Annotated in this window: 17 protein-coding genes, 6 tRNA genes and 1 rRNA gene; 12 read left to right on the top strand and 12 right to left on the bottom strand. The window is 39.9% G+C overall.

Features of this window, described 5'->3' with window-relative positions; translation table 11 throughout:
* Positions 1-297 precede the first annotated feature (297 nt).
* From VGT41_05720 to VGT41_05705, 4 genes are all read right to left on the bottom strand, one after another.
* Positions 298-1,008 (bottom strand): DNA alkylation repair protein, encoded by a 711-nt coding sequence (locus tag VGT41_05720; protein ID HEV2601758.1) that lies wholly within the window; start codon positions 1,006-1,008, stop codon positions 298-300.
* Positions 1,009-1,124: 116 nt separating this feature from the next.
* A complete protein-coding gene (locus VGT41_05715; protein HEV2601757.1) occupies positions 1,125-2,198 on the bottom strand; it encodes a serine hydrolase in 1,074 nt (357 codons plus the stop codon).
* A 15-nt stretch (positions 2,199-2,213) separates the two neighbouring features.
* Complete coding sequence (locus VGT41_05710; protein HEV2601756.1) at positions 2,214-2,765, bottom strand: methylated-DNA--[protein]-cysteine S-methyltransferase; 552 nt, start codon at positions 2,763-2,765, stop codon at positions 2,214-2,216.
* A gap of 202 nt (positions 2,766-2,967) precedes the next feature.
* Complete coding sequence (locus VGT41_05705; GenBank protein HEV2601755.1) at positions 2,968-3,180, bottom strand: DUF1653 domain-containing protein; 213 nt, start codon at positions 3,178-3,180, stop codon at positions 2,968-2,970.
* Between the two features lie 111 nt (positions 3,181-3,291).
* Here VGT41_05705 and VGT41_05700 point away from each other — a divergent pair, with 111 nt between their 5' ends.
* On the top strand, positions 3,292-4,698 hold the full coding sequence (locus VGT41_05700; protein HEV2601754.1) for a deoxyribodipyrimidine photo-lyase: 1,407 nt from the start codon (positions 3,292-3,294) through the stop codon (positions 4,696-4,698).
* Between the two features lie 162 nt (positions 4,699-4,860).
* Here VGT41_05700 and VGT41_05695 read toward each other — a convergent pair.
* From VGT41_05695 to VGT41_05670, 6 genes are all read right to left on the bottom strand, one after another.
* A tRNA-Ser gene (locus VGT41_05695) sits at positions 4,861-4,950 on the bottom strand.
* 165 nt (positions 4,951-5,115) lie between these two features.
* Positions 5,116-5,832 (bottom strand): hypothetical protein, encoded by a 717-nt coding sequence (locus tag VGT41_05690; protein HEV2601753.1) that lies wholly within the window; start codon positions 5,830-5,832, stop codon positions 5,116-5,118.
* Positions 5,833-5,856: 24 nt separating this feature from the next.
* Positions 5,857-6,510, bottom strand: coding sequence for a hypothetical protein (locus VGT41_05685; GenBank protein ID HEV2601752.1), 654 nt, complete (start codon positions 6,508-6,510; stop codon positions 5,857-5,859).
* A gap of 276 nt (positions 6,511-6,786) precedes the next feature.
* Positions 6,787-7,038: a GIY-YIG nuclease family protein gene (locus tag VGT41_05680; protein ID HEV2601751.1), complete on the bottom strand. Its 252-nt coding sequence runs from the start codon at positions 7,036-7,038 to the stop codon at positions 6,787-6,789.
* A gap of 115 nt (positions 7,039-7,153) precedes the next feature.
* Positions 7,154-7,230 (bottom strand) — tRNA-Arg (locus VGT41_05675).
* Positions 7,231-7,471: 241 nt separating this feature from the next.
* A tRNA-Ser gene (locus tag VGT41_05670) sits at positions 7,472-7,562 on the bottom strand.
* A gap of 152 nt (positions 7,563-7,714) precedes the next feature.
* Here VGT41_05670 and VGT41_05665 point away from each other — a divergent pair.
* The 4 genes from VGT41_05665 (at position 7,715) to VGT41_05650 (ending at position 9,931) form a co-directional block, all read left to right on the top strand.
* Complete coding sequence (locus VGT41_05665) at positions 7,715-7,999, top strand: DUF167 domain-containing protein (GenBank protein HEV2601750.1); 285 nt, start codon at positions 7,715-7,717, stop codon at positions 7,997-7,999.
* A gap of 109 nt (positions 8,000-8,108) precedes the next feature.
* A complete protein-coding gene (locus VGT41_05660) occupies positions 8,109-9,308 on the top strand; it encodes a type II secretion system F family protein (GenBank protein HEV2601749.1) in 1,200 nt (399 codons plus the stop codon).
* Between the two features lie 95 nt (positions 9,309-9,403).
* A tRNA-Leu gene (locus VGT41_05655) sits at positions 9,404-9,490 on the top strand.
* 99 nt (positions 9,491-9,589) lie between these two features.
* Positions 9,590-9,931 (top strand): HIT domain-containing protein, encoded by a 342-nt coding sequence (locus VGT41_05650; GenBank protein ID HEV2601748.1) that lies wholly within the window; start codon positions 9,590-9,592, stop codon positions 9,929-9,931.
* Between the two features lie 76 nt (positions 9,932-10,007).
* On the opposite strand, the gene VGT41_05645 is transcribed toward VGT41_05650, so the two are convergent.
* Entirely contained in the window at positions 10,008-10,910 is a 903-nt protein-coding gene (locus tag VGT41_05645; protein HEV2601747.1) for a DMT family transporter, read from the bottom strand.
* Between the two features lie 226 nt (positions 10,911-11,136).
* On the opposite strand from VGT41_05645, the gene VGT41_05640 reads away from it, so the two are divergent.
* The 4 genes from VGT41_05640 to VGT41_05625 all read left to right on the top strand — a co-directional run bounded on the left by VGT41_05640 (position 11,137) and on the right by VGT41_05625 (position 17,820).
* On the top strand, positions 11,137-12,738 hold the full coding sequence (locus VGT41_05640) for an OPT/YSL family transporter (GenBank protein ID HEV2601746.1): 1,602 nt from the start codon (positions 11,137-11,139) through the stop codon (positions 12,736-12,738).
* A 187-nt stretch (positions 12,739-12,925) separates the two neighbouring features.
* The gene (locus VGT41_05635) at positions 12,926-13,477 is read left to right on the top strand and encodes a hypothetical protein (GenBank protein ID HEV2601745.1); all 552 of its coding nucleotides are present in this window, start codon (positions 12,926-12,928) and stop codon (positions 13,475-13,477) included.
* Positions 13,478-13,874: 397 nt separating this feature from the next.
* Entirely contained in the window at positions 13,875-16,229 is a 2,355-nt protein-coding gene (locus tag VGT41_05630) for a hypothetical protein (protein ID HEV2601744.1), read from the top strand.
* A gap of 49 nt (positions 16,230-16,278) precedes the next feature.
* Complete coding sequence (locus VGT41_05625) at positions 16,279-17,820, top strand: hypothetical protein (GenBank protein HEV2601743.1); 1,542 nt, start codon at positions 16,279-16,281, stop codon at positions 17,818-17,820.
* 16 nt (positions 17,821-17,836) lie between these two features.
* On the opposite strand, the gene prfB is transcribed toward VGT41_05625, so the two are convergent.
* Positions 17,837-18,928 (bottom strand): peptide chain release factor 2, encoded by a 1,092-nt coding sequence (prfB, locus tag VGT41_05620; GenBank protein HEV2601742.1) that lies wholly within the window; start codon positions 18,926-18,928, stop codon positions 17,837-17,839.
* A gap of 606 nt (positions 18,929-19,534) precedes the next feature.
* Here prfB and VGT41_05615 point away from each other — a divergent pair.
* The 3 genes from VGT41_05615 to VGT41_05605 all read left to right on the top strand — a co-directional run bounded on the left by VGT41_05615 (position 19,535) and on the right by VGT41_05605 (position 21,405).
* Positions 19,535-21,078: ribosomal RNA gene (locus tag VGT41_05615) — 16S ribosomal RNA — on the top strand.
* A gap of 99 nt (positions 21,079-21,177) precedes the next feature.
* A tRNA-Ile gene (locus tag VGT41_05610) sits at positions 21,178-21,254 on the top strand.
* 75 nt (positions 21,255-21,329) lie between these two features.
* Positions 21,330-21,405: transfer RNA gene (locus VGT41_05605), tRNA-Ala, on the top strand.
* Positions 21,406-21,441 lie beyond the last annotated feature (36 nt).

Below are 21,441 nucleotides of genomic sequence, written 5' to 3'. Positions count from 1 at the left end.
CAACAACAAGCCTTTCAAAGTGGCCATAGTAGCCGTTATGCGCAAACTCCTCCTTCTCGCAAACACATTGCTTAAAAAAGATGAATTATATAAGGCTTAAAAAATGAATAAAAATAGTAGACTTTTAACACAATCACTTCGCAAGCTCGCAATGACAACGGTCGAATGCCAATAATCCTGTAGCCAGTGTTTTATTTTTTTACAAAGATCAATACGATAAAGCTGGCTTTTATATCAACTCATTCAATCGAACTCACGTTAAGAAAAGAGTTTTTTTATTGGTCTGGGAATGTGATTTTATTTTTCTAGACGTTGCGATAGATATTGTTTTCTTTGCTCTTCTGGAAATTTCTCAATAGCATAACGCAGCATGGTTCTTGGCATACTCGTTGCATATTGATCTAAGAAATGTATAAGGGGAGTTTGATTGCGTTTGCCCGCTTCTCGCAGCATCCATCCGACAGCTTTATGCATGAGGTCATGGGTGTCATTGCGTAAAATGATAGCGAGTTCAAAAGTTGTATGTAGCTCATTTTTTCTAATGAAATACCAAGTGGCTACGATAGCGATTCGGCGATCCCAGAGGTTTTTTGATTGTGCGAGTTTAAAAAGGATTTCTTTATCTTGTTTTAATAGATGGGCTCCGATAATCAGATGAGCTGATGAATCGACAAGGTTCCAGTTGTTAATATGTTGTCGGTTATTTAGATAAAATTGGTATATCTCTTCTTTTTGAGCTTGTTTTGCTTTTGAATATTGTGTAACCAAAACAATAAGTGCCAATAAACGTTCTTCATTAATGGGGGATTGTAAGAGAGTTTGTAAATCTTGCAGAGATAGCGTGGTAAAATCTTTAGCAATTATGCGTATGTTTGGCACGGTGACGCCAATAAATTGATCACCTTCCGCATATTCCCCGGGGCCTGTTTTGCAGTATGCATTTACTCGATCTGCGGAAATAGTAATTGCTTGCTGTAAGGCGGATTTGATTTGTAAGATTTTATTCATAATGGTTTCTCATCTAAGTGTAGAAAATTGTAATTTGTTTGTTTTACAAATGAATATTTGGTCGCGCTCATAATCTGGACGCGACCCAATAAGTTATAAATGTCTTTACATTGAACTCACGTTAAATTATCACGCAATATGTTAGCGAGAGCAAAGATGGCGGGTTGTTCTTCAGAAATGTTTGACAGGTTGATGATACAAACTTCTGTTTTTGGGTTATAGGTGATACGTGATTGATATCCCGATATGCCACCGGCTATTTGATAGACTGTTTTATCATTTTCTTGGTAGAGATCAATACCATAACCGTGATGTAATGTGTTACATCCATCATACAAAGCATGTGCTGGTTTTTGGACATGCGGTGTAGTCATAAGATTTATTAAATAATTTGGTATTACCTCCTGCCCGGCATAGAGTGATCTGGTCCACAAAAATAGATCTAAAGGCGTTGAAATCATCCCTCCGGCGGTGGCAAGTTCGCTCATTTTTATTTGTTTTGCAGGTTTGTATGTAGCCCTGTCGTTTACAATGGTGCGTTCGATTCCTAAAAGGAGATTTTCGAATTTTTGTTTTTTGTGCAGGGTATGTGTTGTTCCCTGGGTTGTTAAAAAACTATTTTTCATACTCATTGGTTCAAACAACATTTTACTAAAGTAATCATTGAGCGGTATATGAGAGATTTTTTGTAGTATGTCTCCGATGAGATTATAGCCAACATTAGAATAGTGATATTCTGTGCCAGGTTCTGATTGTAAAGGCATATTGAGAGCAGTGATTCCAGAAGTGTGTGTCAGTAGTTGATGTAAAGTAACATGGAGACAAATTTCTGGATGTAGTAAATCTGGCAGGCAACGTGGACTGAAAAGCTTTATAAGTGGTGTGTGCAGGCTTTGGGTTATGGAATCAAGAATAGTTTGCTGTTGATCGGCGGGAGTTTCTTGGACTGCTCTTTCATGTATATATAAATAACGTAATAAGCCTGCAGCGGTAAATTGTTTGGTTATGGACGCAATAAGATATTGCTGATGCTCGAACGTTGTTAAAGGAGCATTGTCATAAGTAAATCCGCCGCGCCAGATGAGGTGATTTCCTTTCGCGACAGCCAAACTACCGTGGAGGTCATCGTTGAATGAACGTATAATTTCAATTATTTGCAGTCTTGTGTCATTAATTATTTTTTCGTCCATGTTTTTAAGATCTCGTTACAGGGTTAATAATGGTTGAGTTTGTTTTACGATGGTATTTTTTTCATGCTCGATAAGCCATTGTTTACGCGCAATGCCACCGCCATATCCGCCGAGAGTGTTTGCGCTGGTAATAATTCTATGGCAAGGAATAATAATGGCTAAACGATTTGCACCGTTCGCATTGGCTACTGCGCGATACGCAGTTTCTTTTTGTATAGCAATTGCTTGCTGCGCATAACTCGTTGTTTTTCCATAAGGAATTTTTAGGAGCTCTTTCCAAGCAGTTTTCTGAAATTCTGTTCCAGATAGTTTTAGAGGCGTTTTAAATGAGGTTAGTGTGCCTGCAAAGTATGCGACAAGCTCTTGTTGTATTGATTGTAGGGGGGCGCTTATACCAGGGGCGATAGTGCCTTCAGTTTCTTTGGTAAGCTTTTTAATCTTTTGGTCTAGTTTTTTATTGTCGGTAAATTCTAGAAGATATAGATCATGCTCATCAGCGATGGCAATCATGACGCCCAGCGGTGTTTGCAAGGTTTCTGAGTATAAAGTGGTTTGTTTTTTATCCATGATACACGATTTGCGAGATAGTAGGTTATTTAAAAGTAGTATACCGCATGCAGGTTTTATGGATAGAGGAAGCTCTCATCTTGGCCCCTTATTATCATCTATGGTGATAGCAAAGGGGCTTATTATCGATTATTGACCTTTTCGATAATAAGGATTACTAGTTGTGAAAAATAATATTCATATCCCCGAAGGGATTGAAATCTTAATCGATTAATTCAAAACGTTTTTGAAGTTTTCCATCGATTTCTACATTTTCAAGAAACATGGCAAGCGGTCTTACCCATAGCTCGTGTTCGCCATATAATGCACGATACACCACCATATCTTCTAATGTTTCTGAATGGCGCGCGCTATCGATCACTTGGTATGTGTAGCCTTTGTAATGACGATAGATTCCTTTTTTGATCATATTCATAGCCTTTACAGTGAAATAAATTGCAATATCTTTACACCTGAGATTCTAAGTTATTTAGAATGGGAGTGCAAATAGCAGATGTGTAGTGATAGGTAAGCGTGTGGGATGGAAATGAAAAAAGAAATTTCTATAGTTTGGTTTAGGCAAGATTTGCGGTTGTCAGATAACCCAGCGTTTGTGGCAGCTGCTGCGCATGGTGAGATTCTTCCTGTGTATATCTTAGATGATTGTGCTCCTGTGGCATGTAAGATGGGCAACCGTAGTAAAATATGGTTGCATCATTCTCTTAAGGCATTACAAGAGTCGTTGGGTGGTAACTTAAATTTGTATAAGGGAAATTCGAGGGTGGTGATGCAGTCACTTATCGAACAGTATGATATAAAAAATATTTTCTTAAATAGTTGTTATGAGCCATGGCATGCAGAGCAAGAGGACGCAGTTAAGGTTGTATGCAATCAGACGGGAGTGGCATGGCATGCGTTTAACGGAAATTATATGTGGTCGCCAGAGGAAGTGCTGAAAAATGATCGTAGTTTTTACAAAGTATTTACTGCATATAAAAATAAAACATACGGTTATCCACCGCGTGTTCCTTCAAAGATAGCTAAAAATGTTATTGGCAAGAAAGATAATACCAATAAAATAACGTTATCTGATTTTGATTTATTATCTGAAAGTCAGCAATACCAAAATATAGAATCAGTATGGGCTGTCGGTGAAAAAGCAGCACAGAAGAAATTAACCTTTTTTATAAAAAATAATTTGTCTGGATATAAGCAGGGTCGCGATTATCCAGCACAAGAGCACACGTCAAAATTATCACCATATTTGCATTTTGGAGAAATATCGCCAGCACAAATTTGGCATGCGGTTGATAAAGCGGATGTGGGCAGTGCCGATAAGCAGGCGTTTTTAAGTGAGCTTATTTGGCGGGAGTTTTCATGCTACTTGTTACATCATTTTAAGGCCCTCTATAAAGACAACTTTAAGAATGCATTTGATAATTTTGCCTGGAAGGACAATCAAGATTTCTTAAAAGCGTGGCAATCTGGTATGACGGGGTATCCATTAGTTGATGCGGGGATGAGGCAGTTGCTCCAAACTGGATACATGCACAATCGCGTGCGGATGGTTGTTGCTTCGTTTTTAATAAAAAATTTGAATATTCATTGGCATGAAGGGAGAGATTGGTTTTGGGATTGTTTGGTGGATGCTGATTTGGCAAATAACAGTATGAATTGGCAGTGGGTTGCGGGGTCTGGTGTGGATGCGGCGCCCTATTTTAGAATTTTTAATCCAACAACGCAGGGAGAAAAATTTGATCGTGACGGTGATTATACAAGAAAATTTGTTCCAGAATTAAAAAATCTGTCCAATAAATATCTTTTTAAACCGTGGACAGCTCCAGAAAAAGTTTTAGAAGAAGCGGGGATAGTTTTGGGCAAGACCTATCCAAAACCGATTGTTGATTTTGCTGGTTCTAGAAAGAAGGCATTGGAATTATATAAGAAGTTGTAGGGAGGTAAAAATTAAGGATTTAGTTTTTTATGATTGCCTGGTGACTGGCCTGCCAGTCAGACTGCCCTACTACGCTAAAGCTACGAAGGGCATACTTTGCTCATTCCTTCGCTGGCCTGCCATACGTAGCTAAACTGCATGTCACGCTTCGAAGGCGAAGTATGGAGGAGAGAGGGGGATTCGAACCCCCGGTTCCGTCTCCGGAACAACGGTTTTCAAGACCGCCGCATTCGACCACTCTGCCATCTCTCCAGAGTAGAGATCACTATTGTAGCGGTTTTATATATCAAAGCAAGTGATAGATGATATCTTTATATAAAAATGTGTTGAAAAGCAAAATACCCGGTCGTACTTATTACGTGCGACCGGGTATTTTTATATCTTGCTTTAATCTACTGTTCAATCAGCGATTAGCAATTAAGCTACTCGTTTAATTGTTAATGTTGCAGATACAGGAGTATCTAGATCTGTGTCACCAGCGTCTGGAGCAAGTGAAATGTCAGCATTGCCAGCTGGGTTTCTGATGCTTAAAATAGTATTTACGCCAGTTGTTTGAATGAATGTAGAGCCAACGATTTGGCTTTCAGTATCAAAACGACCAACAACTGTTTCTGGTTGTTCAACGTTATTAAGTGCTACAACAAGTTGCCCTTGTGTGCTTGGGCTTACTTGCCATGTAACTTCATAGATACCAGCAACTGGTAAGATGAATTGTGTTGAGCTGAAACGAGTGATAACATTGTTAAGATCACCAGCGATTTGAGGGAAGGCAACATCTTGTCCGCCTACGATTGGAGCTGGGTTGTCTGCTGGCATTAATGCATAGAAACGGCCATAGGTTGCAGCTACGTCACTAACAGGTACGCCATTAACAGTTAATGTACCAGCTATAGTCACGTCTCCGCCAACATCAAGGTTACCATTTACTACTAATGTATCGATCATCGCACATACAGCTTTGATGCAAGAGAAACATTTGCAGCTGTTGCAGCAGTTTGAATTAAATCCGCATGACTTTGCTACGCGAGTAATCTTTGATATTTCTTCTGGAGTAAGTTTGGGAGCTGTATCTTTTGGAGCAGCTTGTAATTGGAACGCTACAAGCAATAATGGTATTAATGTCTTTTTCAACATGATTATCCTTTTTTATTTAATAAATTAAGCAACCCGTCTGATAGAAATTGTCATTGAAAGCGGGAAAAGAACTGGAGTTAGATTTAGCACGCCCTCACTGATCACACGGAGTGTAGTGTTTGCAGCTGTTGTTGTAATATAGGTATTACCTACTGTTTCGCCGCCAATAGCAAATGACCCCACACTAGTTCTAGTTACGTTGATTCCCGCTACTTCTAAAAGAAGGGCTCCAACCACAGTCTCTGTAGGACTTTGCCATGTAACTTCATAAGTGCCAACAGCCGGAAGTACAAAAGTAAAAACATCAGGATGAGTGATACCAGAAGCTAAAACAACGTTATCGAAAGGGAGGGGGGCTCCGGCAAGAACTGTGAGAAGAACGCCAGTTGGAAGAGGGGTATAAGCACTTATGAATGTATTATCAATTGTCAACGCATTGTTAACTGATACGCCACCAACAGTTAAGTTTGTAACTGCCAATGTATCGATTACTGCGCAGGTAGCTTTTAAGCATTCAAAACATTTGCATTTGCGTTTGCGTAATATTTCAGAAGCTGCAGCAGGAAGTGAGCGAGAGAAAAATTCTAATTCAGCATCATTTAACGTTGGAGTAGAGTCTGGAGCGGCTTGTACTTGTAATGAGATAAGTAGCAAAACTGCTAGTGTTTTTTTTAACATAGCGTCCTTTTTTAATTTATTTGGGGGTTGTGAATAATGTTATCTACAGGAAAAATTCTGTGAAAAACATACGTAACGTGATCGTTTCTTATAGTCGTCCACTCCTTTTTTAATGAGGTGCATGAGATTCAAGTTATTTAATAACAATTATGTATCATCTGTCAAGCAGTGATATAAAAAAATAAAATTTATGAGGAAAAATAAGGGAAAATGGATCAAGGAGGGATGGCCATCGAAGGAGCTGGCCTGCCAGGCATTTCTTGCAGAAAGGAAGGATCAACATAATCTTTTTTTTCTAAATTCTCTACCTGAACCTGACTTCAAATATTGTTCAAACTCTATGGCTTTATCTTTATTCTCAAAACCAATATAGATCGCCAATTCCCAGGGCATATATTTTGCCGTATGCGTTGTTGTCCCACTATTGTGATCGGACAAACGCTTATTCAAATTTTGAGTACAACCAACATAAATTCGACTCGGATCTTGTTTTGATTTGATAATATATACATAATGCATGGGATTCATTTTAGTCCTCCTGCGCCAAGGCTCCGGCGGACAGCCTCCGCTGTTCTCTGTACTATCAATATTTATTCATTTGAAAAAACTGGCATGCCAGCCGTAAGCTCGTTAGAGCGGAGGCTGGTGCGCCCGAGAGGAGTCGAACCTCTGACCTTCAGATTCGTAGTCTGACGCTCTATCCAGCTGAGCTACGGGCGCGTATATTTCAGAATTGATGCACAATTATATTTCGTCATAGAGTTTATGACGAGGTTGATAGGGAAAAAGATAAATGTATAAATTTACTTAGTCCTTCAACAAGCTGGCTTGCCAGGCATTTGTAAGGTTTCGGTCCTCCTGCGCCAAGGCTCCGGCGGACAGCCTTCGCTCTTAAACTCATTTTAGATTTCAAATCCTTAACAATCTGGCATGCCAGCCGTAAGCTCGTTAGAGCGAAGGCTGGTGGAGAGAGAGGGATTCGAACCCTCGTGCCCGATTTCTCAGGCTCTTGCTTAGCAGGCAAGCGCTTTAGGCCACTCAGCCATCTCTCCCTATTGTGCATATATTTCAATTGTCATTAACAGTGTACAGGATAAAATATTTCTAATTTTATTCAAGTACATACCTATTAAGATTGGGATAGTGTACTGTATTTTTTATCGTATTGCTAATTATTATGTGATTTATGTAGGGGAATATGTATATGTTGATTGTGACCGTAAAAGTAGTACCCAGTTCTGGTAGAAATCAATGGATCTTGGATAAAACAGGCACTATTAAATGTTATTTAAAATCACCTGCTGAGCGAGGGCTTGCAAATCAAGAACTTATTAAGCTGTTTGCAAAAGCATTAGGCATTACCCAAAATGACGTTGAAATAGTTGCCGGTGCAACGGTCCGGACTAAACGTATTACATTGTGCAGTGTGTTAACATTTGAGCAGTTGCTTGCAAAATTGGGTATCGAACGGCAACAATCGTTATTGTGAGCAAGAGTATAGGTCGGCTTGTCCTACGAAATAATCTTTGGCGGCGCAGTCCGCCGTAGCTTTACTGCGTATAAAGCTACGTAAGGCGTAGGCGGAAAAAAGGAGTACTATGCCGTATTTTAATTGGCAGGGCGTAACATTAACAGGGAAAGTAAAACAGGGAAAACTGTTTGCGCGCACACGGGAGGAGCTTGATACAATTTTATTACGGCGGGATATTGCTCTGCTGAAAACCACTCCAGTTTCTTCAATATGGCTCTTTCGAGGTGGAATAGCGTTGGCAATTAAAATTGGGTTTTTCAGGCAGTTGGCTTCATTATTACAGGCGGGAGTTTTGTTGCCAGACGCATTATTGATTTTAACCGAACAAATAGATCACCCGAAGTTTCAGGAAGTTTTGTATGCGATCTCTAATGAGGTACATCAGGGAGAGCCGGCACATGTTGCTATGGCAAAGCATGGAGCGGTGTTTGATGGATTGATGATATATTTAGTAGATGTGGGCAATCAAGCGGGTGCATTACCGCAGGCGCTGATTATGCTTTCGGATTATTTGGAAACAAAGCAGGGTTTTAAAAAGAAGATTCGTGCCGCAGCGTTGATGCCAGCCATTACATTAGGCTTTTTTTGTGCGATTGCTTTGTTTATTTTTCTGGTAATCATTCCACAGTTTAAACAGATTTTCATGTCGATGCATAAAGAGGTTCCGTATGTTACACAACTGCTCATTAATATGAGTGATGGGCTCATGAGTTGGGTGGGATTATTCGTGATTGGAGGTATTATTGCGCTGGGATTTTTTGGCAAGATGTACGTAAAAACAGCCACGGGAAGTAAGGTGGTTGATGCATTATTGTTGCGTATTACTATTGTTGGTGATTTGGTACGTCAGAGTGCATTGATGACTATGACGCAATCAATAGCATTGCTTTTAGAGGCAGGAATGCCACTGCTTTCAGCATTGCGTGCTGCACGTACAACAGTTGCAAATAGTGTCTTGCAAGAGCAGATGCGGTATCTTGAACAGGCAGTCTCATCAGGAAGTTCATTAAGTGTGGCGATGGCGCAGCATCCGGAACAGCTTTTTGAGCAAGCTGCTATTTCTATGATTAAAGTAGGCGAAGAATCAGGACAGTTGAATGGATTGTTGCGTAAAGTAGCGATGAAATATCAAGAAGAAGTGAGTCGTCAATTGACCCTTTTCACCGCATTGTTTCAACCATTTTTAATTGTTGTTTTGGGGGTGTTAATTACAGCACTTATATTTGCGGTTTATCTGCCAATTTTTAACTTAGCAAATGTGGTGTAGTAGTTGAATGTGGAAATTGCTGAACAAACAGGTTTTTTAGTGATTGTGCGTTGACGGAATGACCTATCTTAGTGTATCCTTGTAACTGTTCTTTAGCCGGGATGGCGAAATTGGTAGACGCACGGGACTCAAAATCCCGCGGTGGCAACACTGTGCCGGTTCGAGTCCGGCTCCCGGCACCAGTCATTTGTGCAACAAATGCCTGGCAGGCCCTTAGAGGGCGCCAGATTTTTCAAACATTTCCCCAATAGTTTTTTTGATTAAAAAAAGTGAGAGTTGCCATGACTGATACTAGTTGTGTGTTTTGCCGAATCATTCGTAAAGAGATCCCTGCTACAGTAATCACAGAAACAGACTCATTAATCGTGCTCCAGGATATTGCGCCAAAGGCACCGATTCATTATCTGATTATTCCTAAAAAACATATAAAAGATATTGTTGCGTTTGAAGACCAAGACCTTTTTTTGGCCGCTGAAATGTTTATGATGGTGCAAAGCCTTGCAAAAAAACTGTCAGGTTCCGGAGCATTTCGGTTGATCGTGAACAATGGTTCTGATTCGGGACAAACAGTTTTTCATCACCACGTTCATTTTTTGTCTGGCAAAAAGATGTTAGATTTTTAGATTAGTTATTTAAAACAGATTTTTACATTTTGATTATAAAAAGAAAAAACCTACGTTTTGCGACGTAGGTTTTTTGTTATGCTACCGGAAGGTTATTTTTTTGTAACTCATCTTTATAAAAGAGCGAGAGTCCTATGAATACGATAAAGCTGGATAGATAATAATGCCAGGTAATCTGCTCTTGAAAGAGTAACCAGCTATAAAAAGCAGTAAATGGGGGCCCGAGAAAGCCACCAAATGCGATCAGTGTGGTACTGTAATAATGAAGCAAGTGGCCGTATAAATTGTGACATATAATGTTGCTGATAATAATGATAAATGCTAAAAGCCCAAAGAAATATGCAAAGTTAGTAACAGGGAAAATGCCTTCGACAAAAAATGATGTTACCAGTGCGAGTGCGCCACCGATAAACATCGTAATACCGTTGATCATGGAGGGAGAGTACCCATTTTCAATTACTAGTTTGCGGACAATAATCCAGCTGTAACTGTGCATTGCTACTGAAGCAATAATCGCCATCTCTTGCCATGACATAAAGAAAAATTCACCAAGTGCAAGTTCTTTTTGTGATGAAGTGAGCAGTACGGGAACGAGTCCAATCACACCGATCAACAACCCAGCCCATTGTGTTTTAGAGACTGTTTCTTTAAAGAAATAATATGAATAGAGTGCAGAAAAAAATGGTGATAGATTAAAAAGGAACATTGCTTTTGTCGCAGAAATATCATGCAATGCCCAGAATCGTAAAACATAGGTGATATAAATTCCTAAGAGAACGATTTGTGCATAATAACCGAAGTGTTCACGTTTGAATCGAAACTCTTGATGGGGAGAAAGATATTGATAAATCAGTAATATAGAGCCGGCAATAAACATTCTGCTGCCAGTTAAAAAAAATGGTTGCGAGTAGTTGATGATGATTTTGCTTGCGGTTACTGAAGCTGCCCACAGCATATAGAGAATTACAATTAATATCATGCCAATTTAACCTTAAAATTCTTGTTGATTATTGAAAGATTCAGTATATAAAAAATCAAGATATACACAATCTACGAATGACACTATTTTTAATGGTACTTGTTTTGCGAATTATTTGTACGTTGTCGGGAAAATTATGATATTGATATGATGTTGTATTATCATAGGTTGTGAAACAATATAAATATGATCCTAAAAATGTTTTTATAAAACTATGGTGGTTGCTGTGCACATTTTTATTGGCATTACAACGTTGTTATTATCTATGTTCTCTACTGCAGTTATGAGCTATATTGCCATGGCAACGCCGATTGGTCCTTGGATTGCGCCGACGTTGGTGTTGATTACAGCGCTACTTTTTAGATTTTTTTCATATAAAAAACAGATTTCAGAGGCTGCAATTTTAATTACGGTTGCAGGATCTGTGGGAGGGATTGCTGCAATAGCTTTGGGATTTTCTTTGCCAACATTATATTTTTTGGATCAACACCTATTTAATGCGTGGATGGGCAGGCCAGTATTATTTTCATTATTGGTTAGTATAATAACATTTTTTGGTGGATGGTTTGGGTTGTGGATTGCAAATCGGATTGAAAGTACAATTTTGATTCAGCAAGAGCTCCCGTTTCCGATTGCACAGTTGGTATATAAAATGGTGGTTGCAGCAGACCAAATAAAAAAATCGTACGATCTTGCAGTTGGCTTTTGTTCAGCTTTTTTGTTTTCTGCCCTGCAGGATGGTCTACTTGGATATGCAGGAATAATTCCTAAATCGATAGTAATAATACGTTCGATACCGGTATCATTTGTCCGTTTGCCGTTTATATCTTTTGATCTTTGGCCACTGTTGTGGGCGATCGGATTTGTCACGGGGCAGATGATTGTGGTACCGCTTGCTGTGGCGATCATTTTAAAAATATTATTTCTTGATCCGATGCATCTGTTTTGTTTTGCTCATTGCACCACTACAGAATTTATTTTTGCATTCTGTAGTGGAATGGTTTTAGCATCTGCTGTATTTGGTGTGATGCAGATGTTCCCTGTATTATATGGAGCGATGTGCAAGAATCGCACTGATCGTTGGTTCTACTATACTGTTGATGGGTTGCGGATATCGCGTGTAATGATATTGGAAACGGGTGTATTGTTTTCGGGACTATGTTGCCTGCTTTTTTATTTTCAGTTTTCAGTTGTGATGCAACTGTATCTTCTTGCATTTTCTTATATATGTGCGTATCAGATTGCACAAATTGCGGGTCGTATTGGACTTGCACAGCTTGGTCGCTTTGCAACATTTGTTATGGTGCCAGCGATGTTTCTTTTTAATGTAAATAAAACGCAGATTGTGTTCATAGCATTGTTTGTAGAATTATGTGGCGGCGTTTGCACTGATATATTATGTGGGCGTAAGGTTGCATACTTGGCCGGAATTGCACCGCGTAGGGTGTATCGCTATCAGTATGCAGGGTTGGTAATCAGTTCTTGTGTGATAGGAGGAGTTTTTTGGTTGTTGATTAATCATTTTGGGCTTGGATCGCCAGAACTTTTTGCACAACGGGCGCAAGCGCGGCACCTGCTCGTTGCAGTGCAATCATTTGATTACGCAATTTTATTATTAGGATCATTCTTTGGATATGGACTCAGCATAGTAGGTATACATCCGATGCTGGTGCTTGGTGGGTTGTTGATGCCAATTACTATTTCGTTAGGGCTTATTGTTGGTGGCGTTGGTGCGATGGTGGTCGCAGATAAAGAAGAATGGTATCCATTTTGGTCCGGAGTTTTTGCGGCAAATTCTGTCTGGATGTTGCTGCGGACGGTGATGTAAATGGTTTTCTCTGTTTATTTTGTCTTTCTATCTTTTATTTACATTTTGTTTTTAATAAAAAATCGGTATTTAGATCTTTTTTATCATTATTTTTGAAAAGCATTCCAATTTGAAATTTTAGATGATACAGTCATTATATAATGAGTGTTGTAGATGATCTGGTGAACGATATAGTTAAGGAGGAAGGATGAAAAGAATGTTTGTGTTGGTAGCGATGGCGCTCCTTGTTTTGTTTAATGTGCGCAGTTGGGCATCTTCGATGTATGGCAATAAAGAGATGGGAATGATGCAGCCGAAATCTGGGTATGATACTATGGCAATGACTGATGAGGTGCTCATGCGTGAGCAGTTAGAAGAGGCAACGCAAGAATTTAGGTTAAGCAAAAGTTATGGTGAGCATGCATTGGGGCAGTTGCTTAAGCTTTTATCATTGGAGTCTAATATTGCATATCATCTAATGCGTGGAGCATCATCTTATATTGTGACTGAATGTGTGTATCGTCGTCAGAAAGCATTGCATTGTTCTATACCATCAGTTCGTTGTTTGTATAATCAAATTATGGACATTATTACGTATGATGCATCAATTGATCCGGAGTTATTATATTTAGGATATAATTGTAAGCAGGCGTATTTGGATAGAATGCTAGCGCAATTACAAGAATATTGTCGTATGTATGCGAATTTGCAATATGATGAATATATAGGGAATGACAACCGACAAGAAATGGTAATGTAACGAAAATAAAAATATATTTTGTTATATAAGGAGAGCTTTGCGACTGCAAGGCTCTTTTTGTTTTTAATAGAGTCAATCCAGGGTTGCAGTTTTTTAATGACTTTAGGCTTTGAGCTTAATGAAAAATCTTTTTTTGTAACTGTTTGTTCTGAAGATAATTGTTTTAAAAATTCGAAAGGCTTGACTTTTTAAATCGTTGTTAATATCGTCCAGATAGAATATCAACAAAGTAGCAATTACTTTAAAAGGGTATTATGTGAAGCAAGTCCGATCAGAATTGTTTACCTGTTATTGTGTGATATATGCTTTTGTATACTACTATTGCGTGGGATTTGCAAAGCTGATGGTAAGTAGGTGTGTCTGGATTGAGAGAGTGTTTTAAAAAAAAGAGAGAAACATGCAAAAGATAACTCATATATATGGTATAGGTCTTATCATATTATTGTTCTGTAATCCTGTGGTTGCAAAATCATCCTTTAAAACTACAAAGGGGTGTTCATCTGCCAAGAGTATGATGAAGATGTTAAAATCATACTTGAATCATAATGGCATTGATACTCCGCCAGGTATGGCATCTGGGGCAGATAGTTATAAGCAGAGTGGAGTGATGAAACATGGATCTGTTGATGATTGTTCAACAGATGATTTTGATAACGAAAATGAGTGCGATTTAGATGGCGAGCATGAGTGTGATTTAGATTTGGATGATGATGGAGATGATGAGTGTTGTGATGATGATGAAGAGATGAGTGATGTTGATAAGGTGCTCTCTAATCAATGTGATATGTATGAAGTTTTGATTAAAATCCTCGCTAAAGTCTGCATGCTTGAAACAAAAGTAGAGCAGGTTGCACAGGAAGTAGAGCAGGTTGCGCAGGTCTGCGAAGACAGTTGTGACGCAATTAATAGGAACGCATCGTGCGAAATTCTAGTTTCAGAACCATGTGGCCATTACTTTCACTTAACTGATTTACCTGCAGAAGGACAAGCGGTTATCTGGCAATTTGATTCTTGTTTTGGTCCATGTGGAAATATTCCACGTTTGATATTTGATCCGGCTGTGTATGGCAATAACGGTATAATAGAGCTGCAGCCACATTCAAGAATTATTTTTAGAGGGGAAGGAATTGTGGAATTGCGTAACGGAGTGCATTTTGTACCGTTAGGAACTCCATATTGTCCATTTGATAGACCGGCATGCGCGAGCAGCTCTAATTGTCCATTTGATACTTCCGTTAATCCTGGTTTAGATTGGCCGACAATTGTTGTAGAAGAAGGTGCGATAATGACGTTGAGTCATTGCAGTGATCCAAATGCAACGCAAACAGTTTTAATTGGTGGTCCTCGTTCTGTACCGATACCGCATCCTGTAACTGGTTTGCCAACCTTCGGATGTGGTTTGATTTTTATTGTGCGTCAAGAAGGACAAGTGCTCCTTGATCATCCATCGCAACTTATCTTTGGTGGTACTGTAGAAGATGATTTTTCAATTAATATCAAACATAATTCTGAATTAACAGCGCGCTATGCAGGGACGAATGATTTGTCTGATAACGTGTTTGCAAGTCAAAGTGCGATTATCACCTTCCAGTTAGCGTGTTTTGATTTCTTTTTTGATCATTATGCTGCATTGAATGTATACCCAGGCGGTATTGTAGAAATGAATATGGCCCGCGGATCGGCATTTACTAATGCATTTCCGCATAACCCAACGTTTCCAATTACAGATACTTCGCAGTTTGTTCCTGAAGGGCTTCCCGCAGAAGGTGTGGTTAGAAAGCTGTATTTTGATGAAGGATCATTAATACAAATTTTACGCCGTGGGCTTGAAGTTGGATTATTACGCGTAGCACCAAACTTTAATCCAGGTGATATTACTGTGCAAAATGGATTGGGTAGTGATTTGCCGGTAGATTTTAATAACAGATCAGGGAATGTTGTTGGTGGTGGATTCATACAGTTTAAAGAATTTGTTTTGGATCCAATTGTACCATCAGATGCATTGGATGTGTTGAGAGCTTTGCCGTATCAGCAGGGTGGTGTAATTTTGGCTGGTAGTATATTGCCGACACCGCTTGCGATTCCATCCCGTACTTTAGTTGATCGATTTGAATTAACCGCAGATACATTTTTGCCAGCAGGTACTATAATTTTGGCAGGTTCGTTTGTAAGTGGTATTGCTACACCGTTTGATATTGTTGTGCCGGTTGGAGGACAAGTTTATCCACGAGGGACAATATTAGCGCGTGGATCATTCTTAGCAGCGCAAACCATTCCAGCAGGAACATTGACGGCAGCATATATATTGGCAGAACGTATTCATCCAGAAGTTGCGACACCAACGCAACGTGAAACGGTGCTTCCGCTAGGAACAACATTAGAAGTTGGATCAGAGCTAGTGAACACCGTGTTGCGATTCCAGGATAATCAATTTGAGCAGATTAGACCGTTTGTGCAAACCTTTAATTCTATGGGATACATTACTAACATAGTTACAACATCAGTTGATGTGGCTGATGCTAATAAGTTTGTTAAAAAAGGTTCGTTGATTCCAGAAGAAGATGGTCGACTCGCTATCATCTGTCCACCAATTAGAGATCAAATTAATAGAGATGGTTCTATTGTTGGTTTGGATCAAAACGATACTGATGCGTATTACAATAGTTTCCGACAAGTTGGCATATTCAATAAGGCTGCTAATCAGATCAAAATAGATAATGGTGAAGAAGCGACTAAGACGGTAAACGTGTAAAGACAAAAAATAATAATGTTTTAGGTACGATAAAATAATAAGGTAGGGCATGAAAAAGAAGATAGTACGTATTACCTTACTGCTGGGGTTAATGCTAAGTCAAAAAGCAATATGTTATAATGGCGAAGTTGATGATGAGCAAGAGGTAGCGTTAGTAGGCCGTGAATATTATGACTCATTGCTTGAAGATGCAGCGTATAAACATTGGGTGGTAAAAGGAGCATTGTATCACAGCTTGGCATTTAAAGGATTTGGTTGTAATAAACAATGTACTTCTCTAGCAGGAGAACAGTTTGGGCAAAATCCGATTAGAGTTCAAGATATATTTTTGATGTCTCGTTTGGCAGCAAAAAATTTGATTCGAGCGAACGATGATAATGCCTTGTCGATTGTACGTCCCACAGCTAATCCAGCAGTTCCTTTTGGTGGAGATAGATTCGGTTCTTTTGTAGATGACCTTCCAATATTTCATTTGGCAAATATGGAGGCTAATTTCACGATAGAAGAGCGAGAATTGGGAGCAGATTTAACCGCCGCATATCGATTATCATTCGGTTGTAATAACGAGCTTGATTGGGTGTTTGGTGTTAATCTCCCCGTTAAATCTCATACGTGTATAATTGACTTACAGTTGCTCAAAGGGAATTTGTATCAGCAGGGTGCGTTGCCGCCAACGCAGACGGGCGCGGAAAGTTCTGTGATTAATTTTTTTAGAGATTATGAAGATGTATTCGATTTCTTTGTACGAGCAGTGTTAGAGCCTAAAGGAATTACTCTTTTGCCTCGTCAATCAAAAGTGGGTATTGGTGATCTTGCGCTGTTCACGTATTTAGATTTTGCTGGGTACTTTGATTGTATGGATGCATTACAAGTTGGTATGCATATTAACGTTCCTACGGGCGGCAAAATGGATTGTAATTGCGATTCACTTTGTCCGATGGAATTAGGTAATGGTGGTGCGAGTCAATTTGACGGTTTTTTCAATGCGATTTTTAGTACCCGTTCGGATGCGTTTAACCCAACGGTGTATTTTGCAGCGCAGGGTAGCGCAACATTTACCGGAGCGCGTCGAGTTCCTAAATTGGTTGTGAATGTTAACCCAGCGCCAGATCCTCGTATTATTCCTGGTACTGGTGGTCAAGGTAAGCATACGGTTAAGCAAGTGCCAGATCTTATTAATCCGATTGACAGACTTAATGGTTTTTATGTAGATAATTTTTCTGAGCTTGATAGTTTAGTGCCGGCGTTTGCAGATCATTTAGTAAGATCACGTATAAAATATGGTTCGCAAATTAAAGTTGGGTTTGGTAACTATTTCTACAATATAGTCTATCCGGGAATTAAGTTGGGCGTGATGTATGATTACACAAGAAAGGGTGAAGATAAAATAGAAGTATTGTGTGACTCTGAGAACTTTGATGTTTGTGCTGCAACTGCATGTACAAAGACGCAAGCGCATCGCATAGGGTGGAGTTTGGCATACCAATTTAAGAATCAGTGCGAGCTTAATATTGGTTCGCAACATATTGTAGCGGGTAGAAATGTTCCACAACTGCATGAATGCTTTGCGTCTTTAGTGTTAGTGTTTTAATACAGCATTATAATGATTATTTATTTTCGGTACCTGCCCAAATGAGATAGCTTTCAATAAATGGCATGATATCGCCATCAAGAACAAGATCTGGTTGCATGGATTCGTAAGACGTTCTATGATCTTTCACCATTTTATATGGATGGAGAACATATGAACGGATTTGGGACCCCCACTCGATCTTTTTCTTTTCAATGGAAGCATTTTTAGCATCTTGTTCATCTTTGGCCTTTTGAGCAAGTTTTGCCATTAACATTTTCATTGCAAGGACCTTGTTTTGTCCTTGTGAGCGTTCGTTTTGGCATTGTACTACAATATTGGTTGGCAAGTGAGTGATGCGCACCGCAGAATCGGTCTTGTTAACATGTTGTCCCCCAGCACCCCCTGCGCGATAGGTATCGATACGTAAATCATCGGGATTGATTTCGATATTTACCTCAGGTACTTCAGGGGTGATCGCAACTGCAGAGAAGGAAGTGTGGCGACGTTTATTGGCATCAAAAGGTGATATGCGCACGAGTCGGTGAATCCCGGCTTCTCCTTTTAAAAGACCATATGGGTTTTTGCCACGGATAAATAAGGTAGCAGATTTGATTCCCGCTTCTTCGCCATTTTGGTAATCGATTACTTCAACAGATAATCTTTCTCGTTCGCAAAATCGTAGATACATACGAACTAGTATGTTTGCCCAGTCTTGTGATTCTGTTCCGCCGGCTCCAGCATTAATGTGTAAAAAACAGTTTGAGCTATCTTCAGGGTCATTAAGGAGTAGAGCAATCTTAAATGATGCTATTGCTCGTGAAAGTGTATGAATATCAGTAGCAATTTTCTTTAGTTCAGGTTCATCGTTTTGAAAAAGATCAAGTAATTCGGGTAGTTCCTTATATGTTGTACTGATTTGTATATATTGATCGCGTTGCAAGCGGATGCGTTGTAACTCTTTTAAGATTTCTGTTTGGTGGGGGTGCTGCCAAAATGATTCTTGGGTAGTTTCATTTTCTAAATCTTTAAACTGTTTTTCCAGTCCTGAGTTTTGCCAGTAGGTAGTAATGGTAGCTACATCTGGTTCAAGCGCTTTAATCTGTTCATGTAAGTCGTCAATAAGCATAGGACAACTCCTTTATAGTTAGTTTGATATTGTACTAATGTATATATGGTTACAAATTTGCCTTACTACGTATCCTTTGGCTACTTTATTGCGTTAACTTCCTTATAGGGTATGCCTATGTCTTGTTCTACCATATTGTTGGGCATAGTTTTAAGAAAATAAGAAGCTTTATACATAGTATCATATAATGGGGGGTAATAAAAAATGGCTATGGGATATAGTTTTTTAAACTTTTTTATAAGAATTTTTATAAAAAGTAGGGCTATTGGTTAGAAAAAAGATATTTTTTCATGTAATGGTCAAAATGTAATTGTTTAAGGCTAGTTTCTTTGAAAACAGGCATAAACAGGAGCAATTCGCTAGTTGTTTTAGAATAAGAAATGAGTAAAAAAGGCTGTATTTCACGGTGTAAAAAAAAAATTTTAAAAAAAGTTATAAAAAGTGTTGACTCTAATGTAGATACAGGTATAATTTATCAAGTCTTTAAACGAGAAAAACACGAAACACCAAGCGAAAACAAATTGACAAATAAAGACACTTCTTTGAAATACATAAGAATACTAAATTTACCTACCGTCTTATAAAGTAATTTTGATTTTAATTTTTGTAATGGAGAGCTTGATTCTGGCTCAGAATGAACGCTGGCGGCGCGCCTAACACATGCAAGTCGAGCGAGAGGGCTTCTTCGGAAGCTAGTAAAGCGGCGGACGGTTGAGTAACACGTGAGAATTTACCCTTTAGTGAAGGATACCCTCGAGAAATCGAGGTTAATACTGCATAAGTCCCTTACGGGAGAAAAGTGGCCTCTTTGCTGCTGCTGAAGGAAAAGCTTGCGGGCTATCAGCTTGTTGGTGAGGTAATGGCTCACCAAGGCTATGACGGCTAGCCGGCCTGAGAGGGTGAACGGCCAGACTGGAACTTAGATACGGTCCAGACTCCTACGGGAGGCAGCAGTGGGGAATATTGCGCAATGGGCGAAAGCCTGACGCAGCGACGCCGCGTGGAGGATGAAGGTTTTAGGATCGTAAACTCCTGTTAAGTGGGAAGAAAGATCTGCTTCTAATACAAGCAGATTATGACGGTACCATTAGAGAAAGCACCGGCTAACTTCGTGCCAGCAGCCGCGGTAATACGAGGGGTGCAAGCGTTATTCGGAATTATTGGGCGTAAAGGGTGCGTAGGCGGCATTTTAAGTCAACTGTTAAATCCTCTGGCTTAACCAGAGAACTGCAGTAGATACTGATTTGCTAGAGGGTGGAAGAGAGAAGTGGAATTCTCGGAGTAGCGGTAAAATGCGTAGATCTCGAGAGGAACACCGATGGCGAAGGCAGCTTCTTGGTCCACATCTGACGCTGAGGCACGAAAGCGTAGGGAGCAAACAGGATTAGATACCCTGGTAGTCTACGCTGTAAACGATGATCACTAGACGTTGGCCTTGTTTTACAGGGTTAGTGTCGTAGCTAACGCGATAAGTGATCCGCCTGGGGACTACGGTCGCAAGATTAAAACTCAAAGAAATTGACGGGGGCCCGCACAAGCGGTGGAACATGTGGTTTAATTCGTCGATACGCGAGGAACCTTACCTAGGCTTGACATGCTTTTGACCGCCATAGAAACATGGCTTTCTGAGCTTCGGTTCAGACAACTGCACAGGTGCTGCATGGCTGTCGTCAGCTCGTGTCGTGAGATGTTTGGTTAAGTCCTCTAACGAGCGCAACCCCTGTCGCCAGTTGCTATCTGTTTACAGAGCACTCTGGTGAGACTGCCTGGGAAACCAGGAGGAAGGTGGGGATGACGTCAAGTCATCATGGTCCTTATGCCTAGGGCTACACACGTGTTACAATGGCCAGTACAAAGGGCTGCAAGCTTGTAAAAGTAAGCCAATCCCAAAAAGCTGGTCTAAGTTCGGATTGAGGTCTGCAATTCGACCTCATGAAGTTGAAATCGCTAGTAATCGCGCATCAGCAACGGCGCGGTGAATACGTTCTCGGGCCTTGTACACACTGCCCGTCACGTCATGAAAGCTGTCTGTACCCGAAGTTGTTTTAGCTAACCCGTAAGGGAGGCGGATACCTAAGGTGTGGGGAGTGATTGGGACGAAGTCGTAACAAGGTAGCTGTAGGAGAACCTGCGGCTGGATCACCTCCTTTCGAGGGAGATATATTGATCCAGGGGTTTTCCCTTGGCTAATTTTTTAAGTGTGAATATAAGACAAATTATTTTTAGGACGGTAGGTCCTATCAAATTCTGGGCCTATAGCTCAGCTGGTTAGAGCATCCTGTTGATAACGGGAAGGTCAGTCGTTCGAATCGACTTAGGCCCACCAGAAATGGTAAGCCGAGTTGATTGTGGCTGTGATGGCCGATGAGTGAAATTTTTGGAGTTTGATATAAAGATTCCGGGGGGTGTAGCTCAGTTGGTAGAGCGTCCGTTTTGCACGCGGAAGGCCAGCGGTTCGAATCCGCTCATCTCCACCAGTTTTTTTGATAGTAGGTTTTTGAATGTATTCTTGT

The organism is Candidatus Babeliales bacterium, from assembly GCA_035944115.1.
Lineage (GTDB): Bacteria > Babelota > Babeliae > Babelales > Vermiphilaceae > DASZBJ01.
Note: the sequence above shows the minus strand (reverse complement) of the source record. Positions and strands in the feature narration are given on the sequence as shown.